The sequence below is a fragment of the Streptomyces caniscabiei genome (assembly GCF_014930365.1).
Classification (GTDB): domain Bacteria; phylum Actinomycetota; class Actinomycetes; order Streptomycetales; family Streptomycetaceae; genus Streptomyces; species Streptomyces caniscabiei.
On sequence record NZ_JABXWI010000015.1, the window covers coordinates 234,715 to 250,175 of the forward strand.

Sequence of the window (15,461 nt, forward strand, 5' to 3'; positions counted from 1 at the left end):
CGGTGACCTCACCCGGGTGGCGTAGCGGCGGCCCCGCGAGGGCCGTTCAACCCGAACGCCCCACCCACCAGGAAGGCGGGCGGCCTCCGTGCCACGGTGACGAGTACTGCGATCACCCAACGGCTACGGAGGTCCGCCATGGCAGATCTGCAGGACGAACTGCAAGCCGCGGGGGAGGCCGGCGAACTCGACACGCCTCCCGCGACCACCCGCACCGGACTCGGGCGCAAACGCGACCGGCGCCCGCCGGCGGCGGAGCCGATAGCCCCCGGCGACGGCGGCCACCCCGACGACGGCGGCGACGGCGCGACCGACGACGGCACGGCCGACGACATCCGTCCCGGCACAGCGGCCGACGTCCGCCGCGGCGGAGCGGACGTCCCCGAGGCACCCGGAGGCGAAGCCGTCGTGGTGGCCGGCCCCGAGCCCTCCTCGGCGGCCTCGCCCGCCTCGCCCTCCTCGGAGCTGGCCGAGGCGGACGCCTTCCTCGTCGCGCACCCCGTCGCCGACGGATACAGCGGGCTGCCGTGGGTGTTGCGTCAGCTGCCCCGGTACGACCTGGAGCTGGGCGGGGGCGGCGTCGACACCGACGTGCCGCGCATGCGCAAGGGCCACATCGGCGCACTGTTCTGGTCGCTGCACCTCCCGGACGGCCTCGCGGGCGAGCGGGCCGTGGGAGCCACGCTGGAGCAGCTGGACCTGGTCCGGACGGTCGTCGACGCCCACCCCGAGGGCCTGCGGCTGACGCACAGCGCCGGTGAGACCACCGACGCCCGCAACTGCGGTCGCGTCGCCGTCCTGCTGGGCCCCGCCGGAGCCCCGGCCATCGGCGACTCCCTCGGCATCCTGCGCTCCCTGCACGCCCTCGGCCTCAAGGCCCTCACCCTGGCCGGCGCGTCCTGGGCGGGCGAGTCCGGGCTGAGCAGGTTCGGTGAGGAGGTGGTCCGGGAGATGAACCGCATCGGTGTCCTCGCCGACCTCTCCGGCGCCTCCGGGGAGACCGTCCGCCGGGCGCTCGCGGTCTCCCGCGCGCCGGTGGTGTGCACCCGCTCGGCGGCCGCCGCGCTGCGGTCCCACCCCGCCAACCTCCCCGACGACCTCCTCGCCGCGCTGGGCGAGGCGCGGGGCCTGTGCATGGTGCCGCTCACCGCCGAGCAGACCGGGCCCTCGATCCGCGACGTCGCCGACCACCTCGACCACGTCCGCGCGATCGCCGGCCCCGAGTGCGTCGGCCTCTCCGGCGCCTACGACTCCGGCGAGGCCCATCCCCGGGACCTCACCGACGCCTCGTGCTACCCCCGCCTCGTCGCCGAACTCATGCACCGGGGCTGGTCGGAAGCCGACCTCGCCCTGCTCACCTGGGGCAACGTCCAACGCGTCCTGCGCACCGCCGACTTCACGGCCAGGGCGGCACGCGACCGCCGGGAGGCCTCGACGGCGAGGATCGCGGAACTGGACGGCTGACGGGGCCACGCCCCGTCAGGGGCGCGGGGAACTGCGCGACCAGCCACGTACGACCCGCGGCCGCCGAACACACCCCGCGCCCCTCCCCCTATCGCGAACTACCGCGAACCACCGCGACCTCAGCCGTGGCAGAGACAGAACGGATGCCCTGCGGGATCCGCGTACACCCGGAATCCCCGCTCCCGGTCCGCCGCGTCCAGCACCGTCGCCCCCAGCGCGAGCACCTGCTTCTCCGCCGCGTCCATGTCCTCCACGTCCAGGTCGAGATGGAACTGCTGCGACCGCTCCGCCGAGGGCCACGCGGGAGCGACATACCCCGGCGCCCTCTGGAACGCCAGCCGCGCGCCCCCGCCGGGCACCTCCAGATCCACCCACTCCCCCTCCCCGCTGACCTTCCCGCCGAGCACCTCGGCGTAGAACCCGGCGAGCGCGGCCGGGTCGGGACAGTCCAGGACGACGACATCCAGCTTGGCGATGGCCACGGCTTTCTCCTTGCTCGTTCTCAGCTCACGTGTGCGTCGGTTACCTGTAGAGGAGAGTAACCAGTAACGGTTACCTTATGCACCCCCATAAGCAGTAACCTCACCGGCATGAGCGAGAGAGCGTCCGCGCCGGGGGCCCTGGCCCTCGTCGAGGACCTGGTGAACACGCTGGACGTGGAGACGGGCGCCGACACCCTGGAGAGCCCGGAGAGTCGCGCCCGCCTGCGCCTGGCGGCCGACGAGGACCTCACGGCCGTACGCGATCTGCGGGAGTCCCTCCGCGCGACCCTGCTGGCCCACGCCGGTCACCCCCCGCACCGCGCGGTGACCCCGCTGGGCACCCTGCTGGCCGCCGCGCCGCTCGTCGTCATGGTCTCCGCGGAGGACGGCTCGGCGAGTCTGCGCCCCGCCGCAGACCCGGCCCCGCTCCTCTCCCGCGTCGCCGCCGCCGTCGCCGAGGCCCTCACGGCGGACACCTGGCAGCGCCTCAAGGCCTGCGAGGCCGGTGACTGCCACTGGGCGTACTACGACCGCAGCCCGGCCGGACGCCGCCGCTGGTGCTCGATGCAGGTGTGCGGAGCCCGTGCGAAGATGCGCCGCTACCGAGCGAAGTAAGCGCTTCGCCCCCGCCGGGCGCCGGAACGGTGGACAATGGCGAAAGACGCCGTTCCGGCCGACTGAGCCTCGGCCGGAACGGCGTCACCTGTCACTGCGGTGAGCACCTCAGGGCATGCCGCGAGGCGTCCTACGCGGTCGGCCGCCCCATCGCCCGGTACGTCCAGCCCGCACGGCGCCACAGCTGAGGGTCCAGCGCGTTGCGGCCGTCCAGCACGAGCCGGGTCGACGCGACCTCGCCCAGCGCCTCCGGGTCCAGCGCCCGGAACTCCTGCCACTCCGTCAGATGCAGCACGATGTCGGCGCCGCGTACGGCGTCCAGCGCGGTGTCGGCGTACCCGAGCGTCGGGAAGATCCGCCGCGCGTTGTCCATGCCCTTGGGGTCGTAGACGGTGACCTGGCCGCCCTGGAGGTGGATCTGCCCGGCCACGTTGAGGGCGGGGGAGTCGCGCACGTCGTCGGAGTCGGGCTTGAAGGTGGCGCCGAGCACGGCGACCCGCTTGCCCAGGAAGGAACCGCCGCCCAGCGCCTGCCGGGCCAGCTCCACCATCTGGCCGCGCTGGCGCATGTTGATGGAGTCGATCTCGCGCAGGAACGTCAGGGCCTGGTCGGCGCCCAGTTCACCGGCGCGGGCCATGAACGCCCGGATGTCCTTCGGCAGACAGCCGCCGCCGAAGCCGATGCCGGCCCGCAGGAACTTCTTCCCGATCCGGTCGTCGTGCCCGATGGCCTCGGCGAGCTTGGCGACATCGCCCCCGGAGGCCTCGCACATCTCGGCCATGGCGTTGATGAAGGAGATCTTGGTGGCGAGGAAGGAGTTCGCGGAGGTCTTCACCAGCTCGGCGGTCGGGAAGTCGGTGAGGACGAACGGGGAGCCCTCCTCGACCGGCGTCGCGTACACCTCGCGCAGCAGCTTCTCGGCACGCTCACTGCGCACCCCGACCACGATCCGGTCCGGGTGGAGCGTGTCGTTCACGGCGAAGCCCTCGCGCAGGAACTCCGGGTTCCAGGCCAGCTCGGCGTCCTCCCCGGCGGGCGCGTGCTCGCTGAGATAGGCGGCCAGCCGGTCGGCGGACCCCACCGGCACGGTCGACTTGCCGACGACCAGCGCCGGGCCCGTCAGATGCGGGGCGAGCGAGGCGAAGGCCGCGTCGACGTAGGACATGTCGCAGGCGTACTCGCCGTGCCGCTGCGGGGTGTTCACACAGACGAAGTGGACGTCGCCGAAGGCCGCGACCTCGGCGTAGTCGGTGGTGAAGCGCAGCCGCCCGCTCGACCCCTCGATCCCGGCGACGTGCTTGCGCAGCAGCTCCTCCAGCCCCGGCTCGTACATCGGGACCTCGCCCCGCCGGAGCATGTCGATCTTCTCCTCGACGACATCTAGCCCCAGCACCTCGAATCCCAGCTCGGCCATGGCGGCGGCGTGGGTGGCGCCGAGATAGCCGGTGCCGATCACGGTGATCTTGAGGGCCATGGGGTGCTCCTGGGGTGTCCGGCCGAGGGGTTGCGCACGCGGGCACATGCCGTGTGCACGCGTGCTCGTGAGCATAGTCGGGGCGTGTTCGAGCCCTTCACGGGGCAGATTGCCCGGAGAATCGCGGCCTGTCGTCAAACTCACGTACCCAGCGCCGTGGGCGGCCCTTTAAAATTTGAGTTACTTAACGGTAGTTAGCGTCAGGAGCGTGAGAGACCTTGGCCGGATCGGCTGATTTCGACCTGTACCGCCCGTCCGAGGAGCACGACATGCTCCGTGACGCGATCCGTTCCCTCGCCGAGGCGAAGATCGCGCCCCACGCCGCCGCCGTGGACGAGGAGGCCCGCTTTCCGCAGGAGGCGCTGGACGCGCTCGTCGCCAACGACCTGCACGCCGTGCATGTGCCCGAGGAGTACGGCGGCGCCGGCGCCGACGCCCTCGCCACGGTCATCGTGATCGAGGAGGTGGCCCGCGCCTGCGTGTCGTCCTCCCTGATCCCGGCCGTCAACAAGCTCGGCTCGCTGCCCGTGATCCTCTCCGGCTCCGAGGAGCTGAAGAAGAAGTACCTGGGCCCGCTCGCCAAGGGCGACGCGATGTTCTCGTACTGCCTCTCCGAGCCGGACGCCGGCTCCGACGCGGCCGGGATGAAGACCCGCGCGGTCCGCGACGGCGACCACTGGATCCTGAACGGCGTGAAGCGCTGGATCACCAACGCGGGCGTCTCCGACTACTACACGGTCATGGCCGTCACGGACCCGGACAAGCGCTCCAAGGGCATCTCCGCCTTCGTCGTCGAGAAGTCCGACGAGGGCGTCTCCTTCGGCGCCCCGGAGAAGAAGCTCGGCATCAAGGGCTCCCCGACCCGCGAGGTCTACCTCGACAACGTCCGCATCCCCGCCGACCGCATCATCGGCGAGGAGGGCACCGGCTTCGCCACGGCGATGAAGACCCTGGACCACACCCGCATCACCATCGCGGCCCAGGCCCTCGGTGTCGCCCAGGGCGCCCTCGACTACGCCAAGGGCTACGTCCAGGAGCGCAAGCAGTTCGGCAAGCCGATCGCCGACTTCCAGGGCATCCAGTTCATGCTCGCCGACATGGCCATGAAGATCGAGGCCGCCCGCGCCCTGACCTACCAGGCGGCGGCCAAGTCCGAGCGCGGCGACAAGGACCTCACCTTCCAGGGCGCCGCCGCCAAGTGCTTCGCCTCCGACGTCGCCATGGAGGTCACCACGGACGCCGTCCAGCTCCTCGGCGGCTACGGCTACACCCGCGACTACCCGGTGGAGCGCATGATGCGCGACGCCAAGATCACGCAGATATACGAGGGCACCAACCAGGTCCAGCGCATCGTCATGGCGCGCAACCTGCCGTAACCCCGTCGGCGCAGTCCGTGCACAGCCCCCGGCACCCGCCGGGGGCTGTTGTCGTACGGGACGAACGGGGCGGATTGTTTCCGTCCGCCCGATGGCGGGCGGGGGCGCGGAGGCGTAGGACGGAAGGGTGCGAGGGTCCGGCCCCGGGCCCCGTTCTCCCACCAACCCCAGGAGGAGCCATGACGCAGCAGGCCGGGAACATGACCGCGATGAGCAAGGAGATGCAGGACTGCGTCAACGCCTGCATGACGTGCCACAGCATGTGCGAGGAGACCATGAGCTCCTGCATGCAGGCCGGCGGCCAGGCCCAGATGCAGATCATGCGCGCCCTGATGGACTGCGCCGAGATGACCCGTATGTGCGCGGACATGATGATGCGCCGCTCGCCGCTGTCCGCCGAGATGTGCGCGATGTGCGCCCGCGCCTGTGACATGTGCGCCGAGGCGTGTATGTCCATGCCGGACGACCCGCAGATGATGCGCTGTGCCGAGGCGTGTCGCCGCTGTTCCGAGATGTGCCGGACGATGGCGGGCGCGACCGCCTGACCCGTCACACGAACGCCCGAACGCCCGAACGCCCGAGGGGCACCCCACCATGGAACAGGGGGTGCCCCTCGGTCGCGTCGTCCGCCGGGTCGGTAGCCGGGTCAGTTGCCCGACACCGTCACCGTCTCGTCGTTCTTCAGCTGCTCCACCAGCTGCTTCACCTTCGCGGTGTCCCACTGGAGGTTGCCGTTGCCGGAGTTGCCGGAGATCGGCATGTTCATGGACTTGCCGTCACCGCCCGTCACGCCCTTCATCGCCCAGAACATGTCGGCCAGGTCGAACAGGCTCATGTCCTTGTCGACGATCAGGGTGTCCAGACCCGCGCCCATCGTCGGGTACAGCTTGAAGGGGTTCAGGATCGTGCTCGGCGTCGCCGTCTGGCTCGCGAGGGCCGCCAGGAACTTCTGCTGGTTCTTCGTCCGGTCCAGGTCGCTGCCCGCGAGGGCGTAGCGGGTGCGGACGAAGGCGAGGGCCTGCTCGCCGTTGAGGGTCTGCTTGCCCGCCTCGAAGTCGGCACCGGACTTGGTGTCCTTCATGCCGCCCTTCGGGATCTCGATCTCCACCCCGCCGACCGCGTCGACGATGTTCGCGAAGCCCGCGAAACCGATCTCCACGTAGTGGTCGATGCGCAGCCCGGTGTTGGCCTCGACGGTACGGACGAGCAGCTCGGGCCCGTCCTCCGCGTACGCCGCGTTCAGCTTCACCTGGCGTCCGGTGCCCTTGTAGGTCTTGCCGGACTCGGAACCCACGAACGACGGGATCTCCACGTTGGAGTCGCGGGGTAGCGAGATCAGGGTCGGGCCGTTGGACCCGGTGTGCAGGATCATCATCGAGTCCGTGCGCTTGCCCTCGGCGGACCCGGTGTGGAGCTCCTTCTTCTGCTCGTCGGACAGGCCCGCACGGCTGTCCGAGCCGACGATCAGGTAGTTGGTGCCCTCGCCCTCGCCCGGCCGGTCGATGACCTTGGAGAGGTCGACCTCGCGGTTCAGCTTGGAGTCGGCCCAGAAGTAGGTGCCGATCGTCGTGGCGAGCAGTACGACGGTGACCGTGATCGCGGTCAGCTTGATTCGGCGCCCCCAGTTCGGTGCGCCACGCTCGCCCCGGCCGCCACCGTGACCCCCGGTGCCGCCCGAGCCGGCGCCGTAGACCTGGCCGGTGTTGTAGTCGCTCTGGTAGCCGCCGCCGTACTGGTCGGGGCCGCTGTTGCCGTGGCCGTCACCGTACGGGTCGCCGTACGACGGCTGCTGGGGCACACCACCCTGAGGGGGTGCCGACGGGCCGCGCCGGACCTGGCGCATCACGCGCGGCCCGTCGGGCTGGGCGTAGTCGCCGCCGCGGTTGTTGCCGGACCATCCCTCGGGCCAATCGTTCATGCGCCCCAGTGTGCCGGGTCGGGCTGTGCCCTTTACAAGGGTCGATGAAAAACAAAGGCAGGGCTGTTGCGAAGCCGACACAAATTGCACGGTTTTGTAGGGGGCCGGGCGCCTGTTGATCAAGGGGGAGCGGTTTGGGGGCGAGTGCGGGTTGTTCGTGGTCGCCCGCGCGGTTCCCCGCGCCCCTCACGGGGCGCAGGAGACCTGGTCGCCCCGCACCACGCCCGACTCGTCCTGCTCCGGGTTCTCCGCGCGCACCTTGCGGACCCGTTCGAAGTCCGTGCCGGCGATCACCTTCATGGTGGGGCCCTGGGCGCGGACCGGGCGGAGCTCCGAGCCCGGGAGGGCGGCCGCGAGGGAGCGGGCGGAGCGGTCCCAGCGGGGGTCGTAGAAGACCTGGGTGCGGGTGGCGTTCGGCTGCGGGGCGTTGACCGGGGCCCTGGTGGTGCGGAAGCCGGTGGCGGCCAGCTGCCGGTCGACCTTCCTGCCGAGGCCCGGGACGGCGGTGCCGTTCTCGACCTGGACACGGATCTGCTGCGGCGCCACGTCGACGAGCGCGTACGTGCCGCGCGCCTTGTAGGGGGCGAGGGGCCGGTCGTCGCGCAGGGCCTCGAAGAGGCGGGCGGCCTTGGCGTCGTCCCACTTCAGCGTCGAGCCGACGCCCTCCACGGCGTATCCCATGCGTCCGATGGGCACGGTGGTGAACTCCGAGGACGCCGGTGTGAGATTGCGCAGCGCGCGGCCGAGGTCGATCAGCTCGCCCGTGCCGAACTCCTTGTCGGCGCGGACGGAACCGAGGACGGCCTGGGTGATGTCGCGGAACTTCATCGGGTTGAGCAGGACCCCGGAGGAGGTGGCCTGCGACATCAGGGCCGCCATGAACCGTTGCTGGCGCTTCATCCGGCCGAGGTCCGAGGAGCCGTCGGTGTGCCGGGAGCGGACGTACTGCAGGGCCTCGCCGCCGTCCAGCTCATGGGTGCCCGCGTCCAGGTCGAGGCCGGTGTAAGAGTCCTTGAGGGGGCGGGTGGTGCAGATCTCGACACCGCCGAGGACGTCGACGGTCCGCATGAAGCTGGTGAAATCGACCTCGACGTAGTGGTCGATCTTCACCTTGGTCATGTGCTCGACCGTCCGCACGGTGAGCTGCGGCCCGCCCTCGGCGTAGGCCGCGTTCAGCTTGAGCGGGTGGGAGCGCAGCACCTTCCCGGTGGCGCGGTCGGTGTGCTCGGGCGTCTCGGCGTAGGAGTCGCGCGGCAGGCTCACCACGCTCGCGCGCTCCCGGTCCTCCGAGATGTGCACGATCATCATCGTGTCCGTGCAGTGGCAGGGGGCACCCCCCAGCCGGTACTTGCGCCGCTCCCGCTCGCTGATCCGGTCGCGGCCGTCGGTGCCGACCAGCAGCACGTTCATGCCGTGGCCCGCCTCGGGCCGGTTCTTCATGTCCTTGAAGGCGTCGACCCGCTTGATCTCGCCGTCCAGGCGGGTCACCACCGCGTGCCCGATGCCCGCGGCGGCCAGCACCACCACCGAGAGCGTGGTCACCGCCCGCATGGCCCAGCTCCGCCGCCGGGGAGGCACGGGGGGCCGGGGCTGCTGCGGACGGGCTGGACGGCGGGGCGGTGCGGACACGGGGGACACCTCCGCGAGACCGGTCAGGGGAAGAGGAGAGTCAGAGAACCTTGAGCACCGTAGGGTCCCGGCATCCGCGCCCCGCGCACGCGACCGGGCGGCGCGCGTTCGTGTCCCCCGTTCGCGGTAACGTGAGCCCCCTATGAACGCCAAGCCCGACGTGCCGCTCCCCGCCGTGTCCGTGATCATGCCCGTCCTCGACGAGGAGCGGCATCTGCGCGGAGCCGTCCAAGCGATCCTCGCGCAGGAGTACGCCGGCGAGATGGAGGTCGTGATCGCCCTCGGTCCGTCCGCGGACCGTACGGACGAGATCGCGGCCCAGCTCGTGGCCGAGGACCCGCGCGTGCACACCGTCCCGAACCCCACCGGCCGTACGCCCGCCGCGCTCAACGCCGCGATCAAGGCCTCACGCCACCCGATCGTGGTCCGGGTCGACGGCCACGGCATCCTCTCGCCGAACTACATCGCCACCGCCGTACGGCTCCTGGAGGAGACCGGCGCGCAGAACGTCGGCGGCATCATGCACGCCGAGGGCGAGAACGACTGGGAGCACGCGGTCGCCGCCGCGATGACCTCGAAGATCGGCGTCGGCAATGCCGCCTTCCACACGGGCGGCGAGGCGGGCCCGGCGGAGACGGTCTACCTCGGTGTCTTCCGGCGCGAGGCGCTGGAGCGGCAGGGCGGCTACAACGTGGAGTTCATCCGCGCCCAGGACTGGGAGCTGAACTTCCGTATCCGTGAGGCGGGCGGCCTCATCTGGTTCTCGCCCGAGCTGCGGGTGTCGTACCGGCCCCGGCCCAGCGTGAAGGCGCTCGCCAAGCAGTACAAGGACTACGGGCGCTGGCGGCACGTCGTCGCCCGCTACCACGAGGGCTCCATCAACCTGCGCTACCTCGCCCCGCCGACCGCGGTGTGCGCGATCGTGGCCGGCACCCTGGTGGGCGCCCTGCTGACCCCGCTGGGCTTCGTCGTCCCCGGCGGCTATCTCGCGGCGATCGTCGCGGGCTCGGTCCCGGCGGGCAAGGGGCTGCCGCTCAAGGCCCGCCTCCAGATCCCTGTCGCCCTCGCCACCATGCACATGTCGTGGGGCTTCGGCTTCCTCACCAGCCCTAAGTCGCTGGCGAAGAAGGTCATCGCCTCCCGCCGCCCGGCGGTGCCGGCCGAGAGCTGAGCACCGAGCACCAGCACCGAGCACGTACGAGCGGGGCCCCTCCCACAGCCGGGAGGGGCCCCGCTCGACGTTCCGGGCACTCACCAGGTGAACGCCGGATTGACCTCCATGCAGGCCTTCTTGTCAGCGCCGTTGAGGGCGTCCGCCGACTCCGGAGTCGTGTCGTCCTCCTTCTCGGCCTCGTACGTCTTCCCCTCGCGCCAGTCGGCGCCGACGACGAGCGTGACACCACTGACGTTCGTGGACTTCTCCACCTGGCCCAGCGGGATGCCGAGGGCCTTGGCGACCGCCTGGGCGTCACCCTCCAGCTCGGCGCTCGGGTACCGGACGACCGTCTTGTCCTCGACGACCGCGGTCGTCGTGGACGACGAGGCCTTGGCGAAGCCGTCCTCGACGAGCAGCTGCGACACCGAGAGCGCGCGCCCGGGGACCGGCTCCAGGGTGGAGGTCATGGTGCCGTTGATCACCAGCACCCCGATCTCGTCCTTCGCCGCCGCCGGGTCGTCGGAGGCCGCTTCCTCGGTGGTGGTCTTCTTCTTGTCCTTGCCGTCCAGGGCGATGTCCTCGCGCACCAGGCGGAACAGCTTCTCCGCGTCGCCCTCCTTGGGCACGACGCGCGCGCCGGCGTACGTGTACGGCATCGTCGTCATCGTGATCCGGGCCGGCTCGACCTTGCGCAGCTCCGTGCTGAGGTCGTAGAGCTTGGCGACGTCACCGAGGCCCTCGTCGACGGTGAGCGCGTCGGTGGCCTGCTCGGCGAGCTTGCGCAGCTTGTTCGGGTTGGTGATCGTGGCGTTCTCGCGCAGCTCGCGGACCATCGCGTTCATGTACTGGTGCTGGGCCTTGGCGCGCGCGATGTCGCTGCCGTCCTCGAAGCCGTACCGGGTGCGCAGCCACTGCAGGGCCTGCTTGCCCTGGATGTAGGTGGTGCCCTTCTCCAGCTTCAGCCCCGAGCCCTTGCCGTCGCTGGTGTGCGAGTAGATGTTGGCGTCCACGCACACCGGCACACCGCCGATCGCGTCGGCCATCGACACCACACCGGCGAAGTCGACCATCATGAAGTGGTCGATGTGTATGCCGGTCAGTTCCTGCCAGGTGGCGACCGTGCAGCCGGGGCCACCGCGGCGCAGCGAGTCGTTGGTCATCGCCTGGGTGGACGCGTCGTACACGTCGCCGCTGTCGGGGTCCGTGCACTTGGGGATGGGGAGCAGGGTGTCGCGGGGCATGCTGACGACCGACATGTTGGTGCGGTCGGCGGACAGGTGCAGCAGCATCTGCACGTCGGCGAGCGGCGGGCCGTCGAAGGTGTCCCGGGCGCCGCCGAGTTTCTGGTTCTCCGCGGTGTCCCGGGCGTCCGAACCGATCAGCAGGATGTTCAACGGGGTCTGACCGGCCGCGTTGGGCGTCGGCTCGGCGATCTTCGTGTCGCCGAGGTTCAGCTTCTCCTTCTTGATGTTGCCGTTGAGGTGCTGGTAGTAGAGGTAACCGGCACCGGCGGTGCCGAGTATCACCACCGCCAGGACCGTCGCCGACCAGCGCAGCACCCGTCTGCGCCGGGGCCTCCCGGGGGCCTTGGCGCGCCCTCGCCCGCCGTCGTCGTCACCGTCACCGCCGCTGTCGCGGCGCTTGCGTCCGCCCCGCCCGCCCTGCCCGGGAACCCTGGCGCCCGCGTCGCCGTCCGAGCCGGACGCGTCGTCCTTCGGATCCAGGTCCCCGTCCTGCTCGCCGGGTTCGTCGACACGCGGTCGCCCCCCGTCCCCGCGCACGTCGCTCCGTACCATCTCCCTGCCCCTCCCCACCCTGCCGTGGCGGGGCCGTCCCCGCCTCCTGTTGGACTGTCGAGAACCCAACCGGGATGTACTCATGTTCTGTTGAACGCGTCATGTGTTCCGACCGGATGACATGCGGACACGGTTCGCCGCGGCGGCGCACGCCGCCCCACGGCATCTTCGACGACATTCAGAACTGCACCGGGCGGGCGCGTCCTCGCGCCCGCCCGGTGCACCACCGGATCTCTCGACCGTTCTTGCGCTGCTCGCGTCGGGTTAGACGCGCCGCGACCCCGTCAGGTCATCAACTGGCGCACTTTTCCTTGTCCGCGGTGTTCTTCTGGACGTCCAGATCCGCCGCCGAGCCCCCGCTGAGCGGCACCCCGGCTCCCTCGAAGTCCTCGCCCAGGGTCAGCACCATCGAGGGCAGGCCCTGGGAGTTGGTCTCGCTGTTGCCCTTGCCGGGCTTCAGCGCGGACGCGGACAGACCCATGAGGTCGGCCAGCTTGCGCGCCTGGTCGGCCTGGTCCGGGTCGTACGCGAGGGTCGTCTTCTTCAACGTCTTGTCGGCGTTGCCGAGCTGGCTCGACTTGGTCACGCCGACATCGTTCTGCAGCCAGCTGAGAGTGGCCTGTGCGCTGCCGGCCTCGGCACCGCCGTTGTAGACGCTGACCCGGACCTCGGAGGCGTCGGCGCGCGCGCCCTTGAGCTTCGCGGCCTCCTTCTCCTTGGCCTGCTTCTTCACCTCGGTGAGGGAGATGTCGTTCCTGATGGTCTCGAAGAGCTGCTCGGCGCTCTGCGGTTTGGGCAGCACGGTCGCGCCGTCGGTGTTGTCGACGACCGGCACGGTGGTGAAGGTGATGTTCTTCGTCTTCACCTTGCCGACCTCCTGGCCGAGCGAGGCCAGCTTCTTGATGTCCGAGATCTTCGAGTCGACCGACAGCGCGCTGGTGGCGGCCTCCGCGAGGTCCAGCACCTTCGACGGGTCGGTCAGCGTGTCCTTGGACTTCATCTGCCGGATCATCGAGCTGAGGAACTGCTGCTGCAGCTCGATCCGGCTCAGGTCGCTGCCGAGGCCCACGCTGTAGCGGGTGCGCAGGAAGGCCAGCGCCTCCTCGCCCTCGATGGTGTGCTTGCCCGCGGTGAGGTCCAGCTTGGACTTGGAGTCCTTGATGTCCTTCTCCAGACACACCTCGACACCGCCGATGGCCGTGGAGAGCGTCTTCACCGCGTTGAAGTCGGCCACCATGAAGTGGTCCGACTTGATTCCGGTCAGCTCCTCCACGGTCCGCATGGTGCAGCTCGGGGTCCGGCCGTCCTGGCCGAGGCTCGTGTTGAACCGGACGTTGGAGGTGCCCCGGATGTTCTTCTTGGAGCCGTCCTCCTGCGTGGTGAGGCAGTCCGGGATGTCCACGATCATGTCGCGCGGGATGCTCATCGCGGTGGCGTTCGTGCGGTCCTTGGACACGTGCAAAAGGATCGTGGTGTCGGCGTGGCCGACGCTGTCCTTGTCGCCGTAACTCCCGTTGCCCGCGCCGGTCCGCTTGTCCGTGCCGATCACCAGCAGGTTGATCGCCCGGTCCTTGCTGAAGCCGCCGGTGCTCGCGCCGTCGTCCGAGATCTTCTGGATGTTGTTGTTCAGGTGCTGGTAGTAGAGGTAGCCGGCGGCGCTCACCCCGACCAGCACGAAGGCCAGCGTGCCGCCCGTCCACACCAGTATCCGCTTGCCCGTCGACTTCTTGGGCTTCGTCCTGCCCCGGCCGCCGCGGCGGCCGGGCAGCGGCTCCTCCTCGGGCGTGCCCCGCCGACGCCGGGGTCCCGGCAGCGTGTCGGGGATCTCCCGGGTGTCCGTGCCCGCCGACGCGGAGCGCGTGGACGTACCGCTTCCCGCGGCCCTGGCCCCCGCCGCGGCGGGGGCGGCCCGACGCGGCCTCGGCACCGCCGACTGCGGTGCGGAAGGGGTCAGTCGCAGTTCGTATTCACCGGTGCTCGGGTTGAGTACCCACTGGTCTGCGGGGTCGATGTCGTCCGCCCGCCCACGGCCTTGCGCGTCCACGGTTGTCTGATTCCTCCGTCGGGGCCACGCGGCGTCTTCCCCCTCAAAAGACGCTCGGGTCTCGCTGCAAGGTGCGTGGCCGAGAAGGCCTGCCGCACCGGATCGCTCACACTAGCCGCACGATCAGGCGCCGAGCGACGGCGGTGACAAATTGCACGTCCCTACAACCGGGCAATCCGCCCATTTCCTAGAGCATTTGTTCCTGCTGTTGACGTGCGCTTTACCTGCGGAACCCCGCCGGAGTCATCCGCAGTCCTCCTCGGCGGCCGTACTGCCCCGGAAAGTCGGTACCGGATCCGGTGTCCCGGAGAGGCTTCCCGAAAGCTCTTCCGAATGCCCTTCCCGCGTTCCTTCCGGCAGTTCCCGCGCCACAGCCACGGGTGCGTCGGCGCGCAACCGTGCGAAAAGACTCCGCGCCGCCGGCTCGACGAGCTCGTCACGATTGGCGTCGTACGCATACGACTTCCGGGGGACGGTCAGGAATTGCACCTTTTCCATGGGGACCGTGCGCAGGCCGCGCACAAGGTCGTAGAGCCCGCGCAGACTCGCCAGTCCCGGGTCCGTGGTGAGTGACGAGGTGGCCGCGTCGAGCACCGGATAGAGCTTCACGGGATTCAGCAGAACGTCATTGCCGCGCACCTTCGCCGCAAGCGCCGCGAGGAAGCGCTGCTGCCGGTCCATCCGTTCGGTGTCGCTTCCGTCACCCAACGACTTGCGGGCGCGCACATATCCCAGGGCCTGTTCCCCGTCGAGCTTCACCCTGCCCGCGGGCAGTCGCAGTTCGGCCTGTTTGTCGTGAATGGGTTCGGTGAGGCACACCTCGACGCCGTCCACGGCGTCGACCATCTCCTTGAAGCCGCTGAAGTCCACCACGATGTGATGGTCGACACGGATATCGGTCATTCGCTCGACCGTCCGGATCGTGCAGGCCGAACCGCCGCTCTGGAACGCGTAGTTGAACATGGTGAACACCGGTTCGGTGCGACTGCCGTCCGGCCGCCGGCAACTCGGCACGTCCACCATCAGATCCCGGGGCAGCGACACCGCGGTCGCGCTCCGCCGGTCCGCCGCGAGATGCAGCAGGATCGTGGTGTCGGAGCGCTCGGTGCCCGAATCGCGCCCGTACTCGCCGTTCTCGTCCCCCGACCGCGAGTCCGACCCGATGACGAGGATGTTCTGCGCGCCCCGCACCAGCGCCGTGGGCCGCTCCTTCTCGTACCGCGCCAGCTCGTCCGCCGCCGACCGGTCCGAGGTGATGTTCCCGTCCAGCTTCTGGTACGCCGCCCAGCCCACCCCCAGGGCCCCGACGACCATCAGGACGGCGCCGCCGCCCACCCACCGCACCCACCGCCGTCGACGCCGACGCCGGGGCCCGAGTCCGGTGGGCGAACCGCCCGCACCGGGCCCCAGCCCACGCGCCTGCCCTCCGACGTCGTCCATGTCCGGCCACCCCTCACGGCGTACGAGCGAGTCGTTGCTCCTACGACGATGGCGCGAGAGGGGCCGG

The 15,461-nt window shown here is 70.4% G+C and carries 12 protein-coding genes; 5 read left to right on the forward strand and 7 right to left on the reverse strand.

Going from position 1 to position 15,461, the window contains the following annotated elements:
* Window positions 1–138: 138 nt before the first annotated feature.
* Window positions 139–1,464 carry a dipeptidase gene (locus tag HW837_RS35965; protein ID WP_234442456.1) on the forward strand — a complete coding sequence of 442 codons (1,326 nt, stop codon included), beginning with the start codon at window positions 139–141 and terminating at the stop codon, window positions 1,462–1,464.
* A 119-nt stretch (window positions 1,465–1,583) separates the two neighbouring features.
* On the opposite strand, the gene HW837_RS35970 is transcribed toward HW837_RS35965, so the two are convergent.
* The gene (locus HW837_RS35970) at window positions 1,584–1,946 is read right to left on the reverse strand and encodes a VOC family protein (protein ID WP_045556332.1); all 363 of its coding nucleotides are present in this window, start codon (window positions 1,944–1,946) and stop codon (window positions 1,584–1,586) included.
* A gap of 108 nt (window positions 1,947–2,054) precedes the next feature.
* Here HW837_RS35970 and HW837_RS35975 point away from each other — a divergent pair, with 108 nt between their 5' ends.
* Window positions 2,055–2,561, forward strand: a complete 507-nt coding sequence (locus HW837_RS35975; RefSeq protein ID WP_093791827.1) for a CGNR zinc finger domain-containing protein — start codon at window positions 2,055–2,057, stop codon at window positions 2,559–2,561.
* Between the two features lie 130 nt (window positions 2,562–2,691).
* Here the strand turns inward: HW837_RS35975 and HW837_RS35980 are convergent, their stop codons facing one another.
* On the reverse strand, window positions 2,692–4,035 hold the full coding sequence (locus HW837_RS35980; RefSeq protein WP_193380297.1) for a UDP-glucose dehydrogenase family protein: 1,344 nt from the start codon (window positions 4,033–4,035) through the stop codon (window positions 2,692–2,694).
* 218 nt (window positions 4,036–4,253) lie between these two features.
* Here HW837_RS35980 and HW837_RS35985 point away from each other — a divergent pair, with 218 nt between their 5' ends.
* Both HW837_RS35985 and HW837_RS35990 read left to right on the forward strand, forming a co-directional pair.
* Window positions 4,254–5,411, forward strand: coding sequence for an acyl-CoA dehydrogenase (locus HW837_RS35985; RefSeq protein ID WP_045556335.1), 1,158 nt, complete (start codon window positions 4,254–4,256; stop codon window positions 5,409–5,411).
* Between the two features lie 179 nt (window positions 5,412–5,590).
* Window positions 5,591–5,956 (forward strand): four-helix bundle copper-binding protein, encoded by a 366-nt coding sequence (locus HW837_RS35990; RefSeq protein ID WP_045556336.1) that lies wholly within the window; start codon window positions 5,591–5,593, stop codon window positions 5,954–5,956.
* A 101-nt stretch (window positions 5,957–6,057) separates the two neighbouring features.
* On the opposite strand, the gene HW837_RS35995 is transcribed toward HW837_RS35990, so the two are convergent.
* Window positions 6,058–7,329 (reverse strand): LCP family protein, encoded by a 1,272-nt coding sequence (locus HW837_RS35995; RefSeq protein ID WP_045556337.1) that lies wholly within the window; start codon window positions 7,327–7,329, stop codon window positions 6,058–6,060.
* Between the two features lie 186 nt (window positions 7,330–7,515).
* Window positions 7,516–8,958 carry an LCP family protein gene (locus HW837_RS36000; RefSeq protein ID WP_435002744.1) on the reverse strand — a complete coding sequence of 481 codons (1,443 nt, stop codon included), beginning with the start codon at window positions 8,956–8,958 and terminating at the stop codon, window positions 7,516–7,518.
* A gap of 142 nt (window positions 8,959–9,100) precedes the next feature.
* Here HW837_RS36000 and HW837_RS36005 point away from each other — a divergent pair, with 142 nt between their 5' ends.
* Window positions 9,101–10,129 (forward strand): glycosyltransferase family 2 protein, encoded by a 1,029-nt coding sequence (locus HW837_RS36005; RefSeq protein ID WP_093791831.1) that lies wholly within the window; start codon window positions 9,101–9,103, stop codon window positions 10,127–10,129.
* 80 nt (window positions 10,130–10,209) lie between these two features.
* Here HW837_RS36005 and HW837_RS36010 read toward each other — a convergent pair whose 3' ends face one another.
* The 3 genes from HW837_RS36010 to HW837_RS36020 form a co-directional block, all read right to left on the reverse strand.
* The gene (locus tag HW837_RS36010) at window positions 10,210–11,910 is read right to left on the reverse strand and encodes an LCP family protein (protein ID WP_093791833.1); all 1,701 of its coding nucleotides are present in this window, start codon (window positions 11,908–11,910) and stop codon (window positions 10,210–10,212) included.
* 292 nt (window positions 11,911–12,202) lie between these two features.
* Complete coding sequence (locus tag HW837_RS36015) at window positions 12,203–13,954, reverse strand: LCP family protein (protein WP_093791835.1); 1,752 nt, start codon at window positions 13,952–13,954, stop codon at window positions 12,203–12,205.
* Window positions 13,955–14,197: 243 nt separating this feature from the next.
* Window positions 14,198–15,394 (reverse strand): LCP family protein, encoded by a 1,197-nt coding sequence (locus HW837_RS36020; protein ID WP_045556342.1) that lies wholly within the window; start codon window positions 15,392–15,394, stop codon window positions 14,198–14,200.
* Window positions 15,395–15,461: the final 67 nt, after the last annotated feature.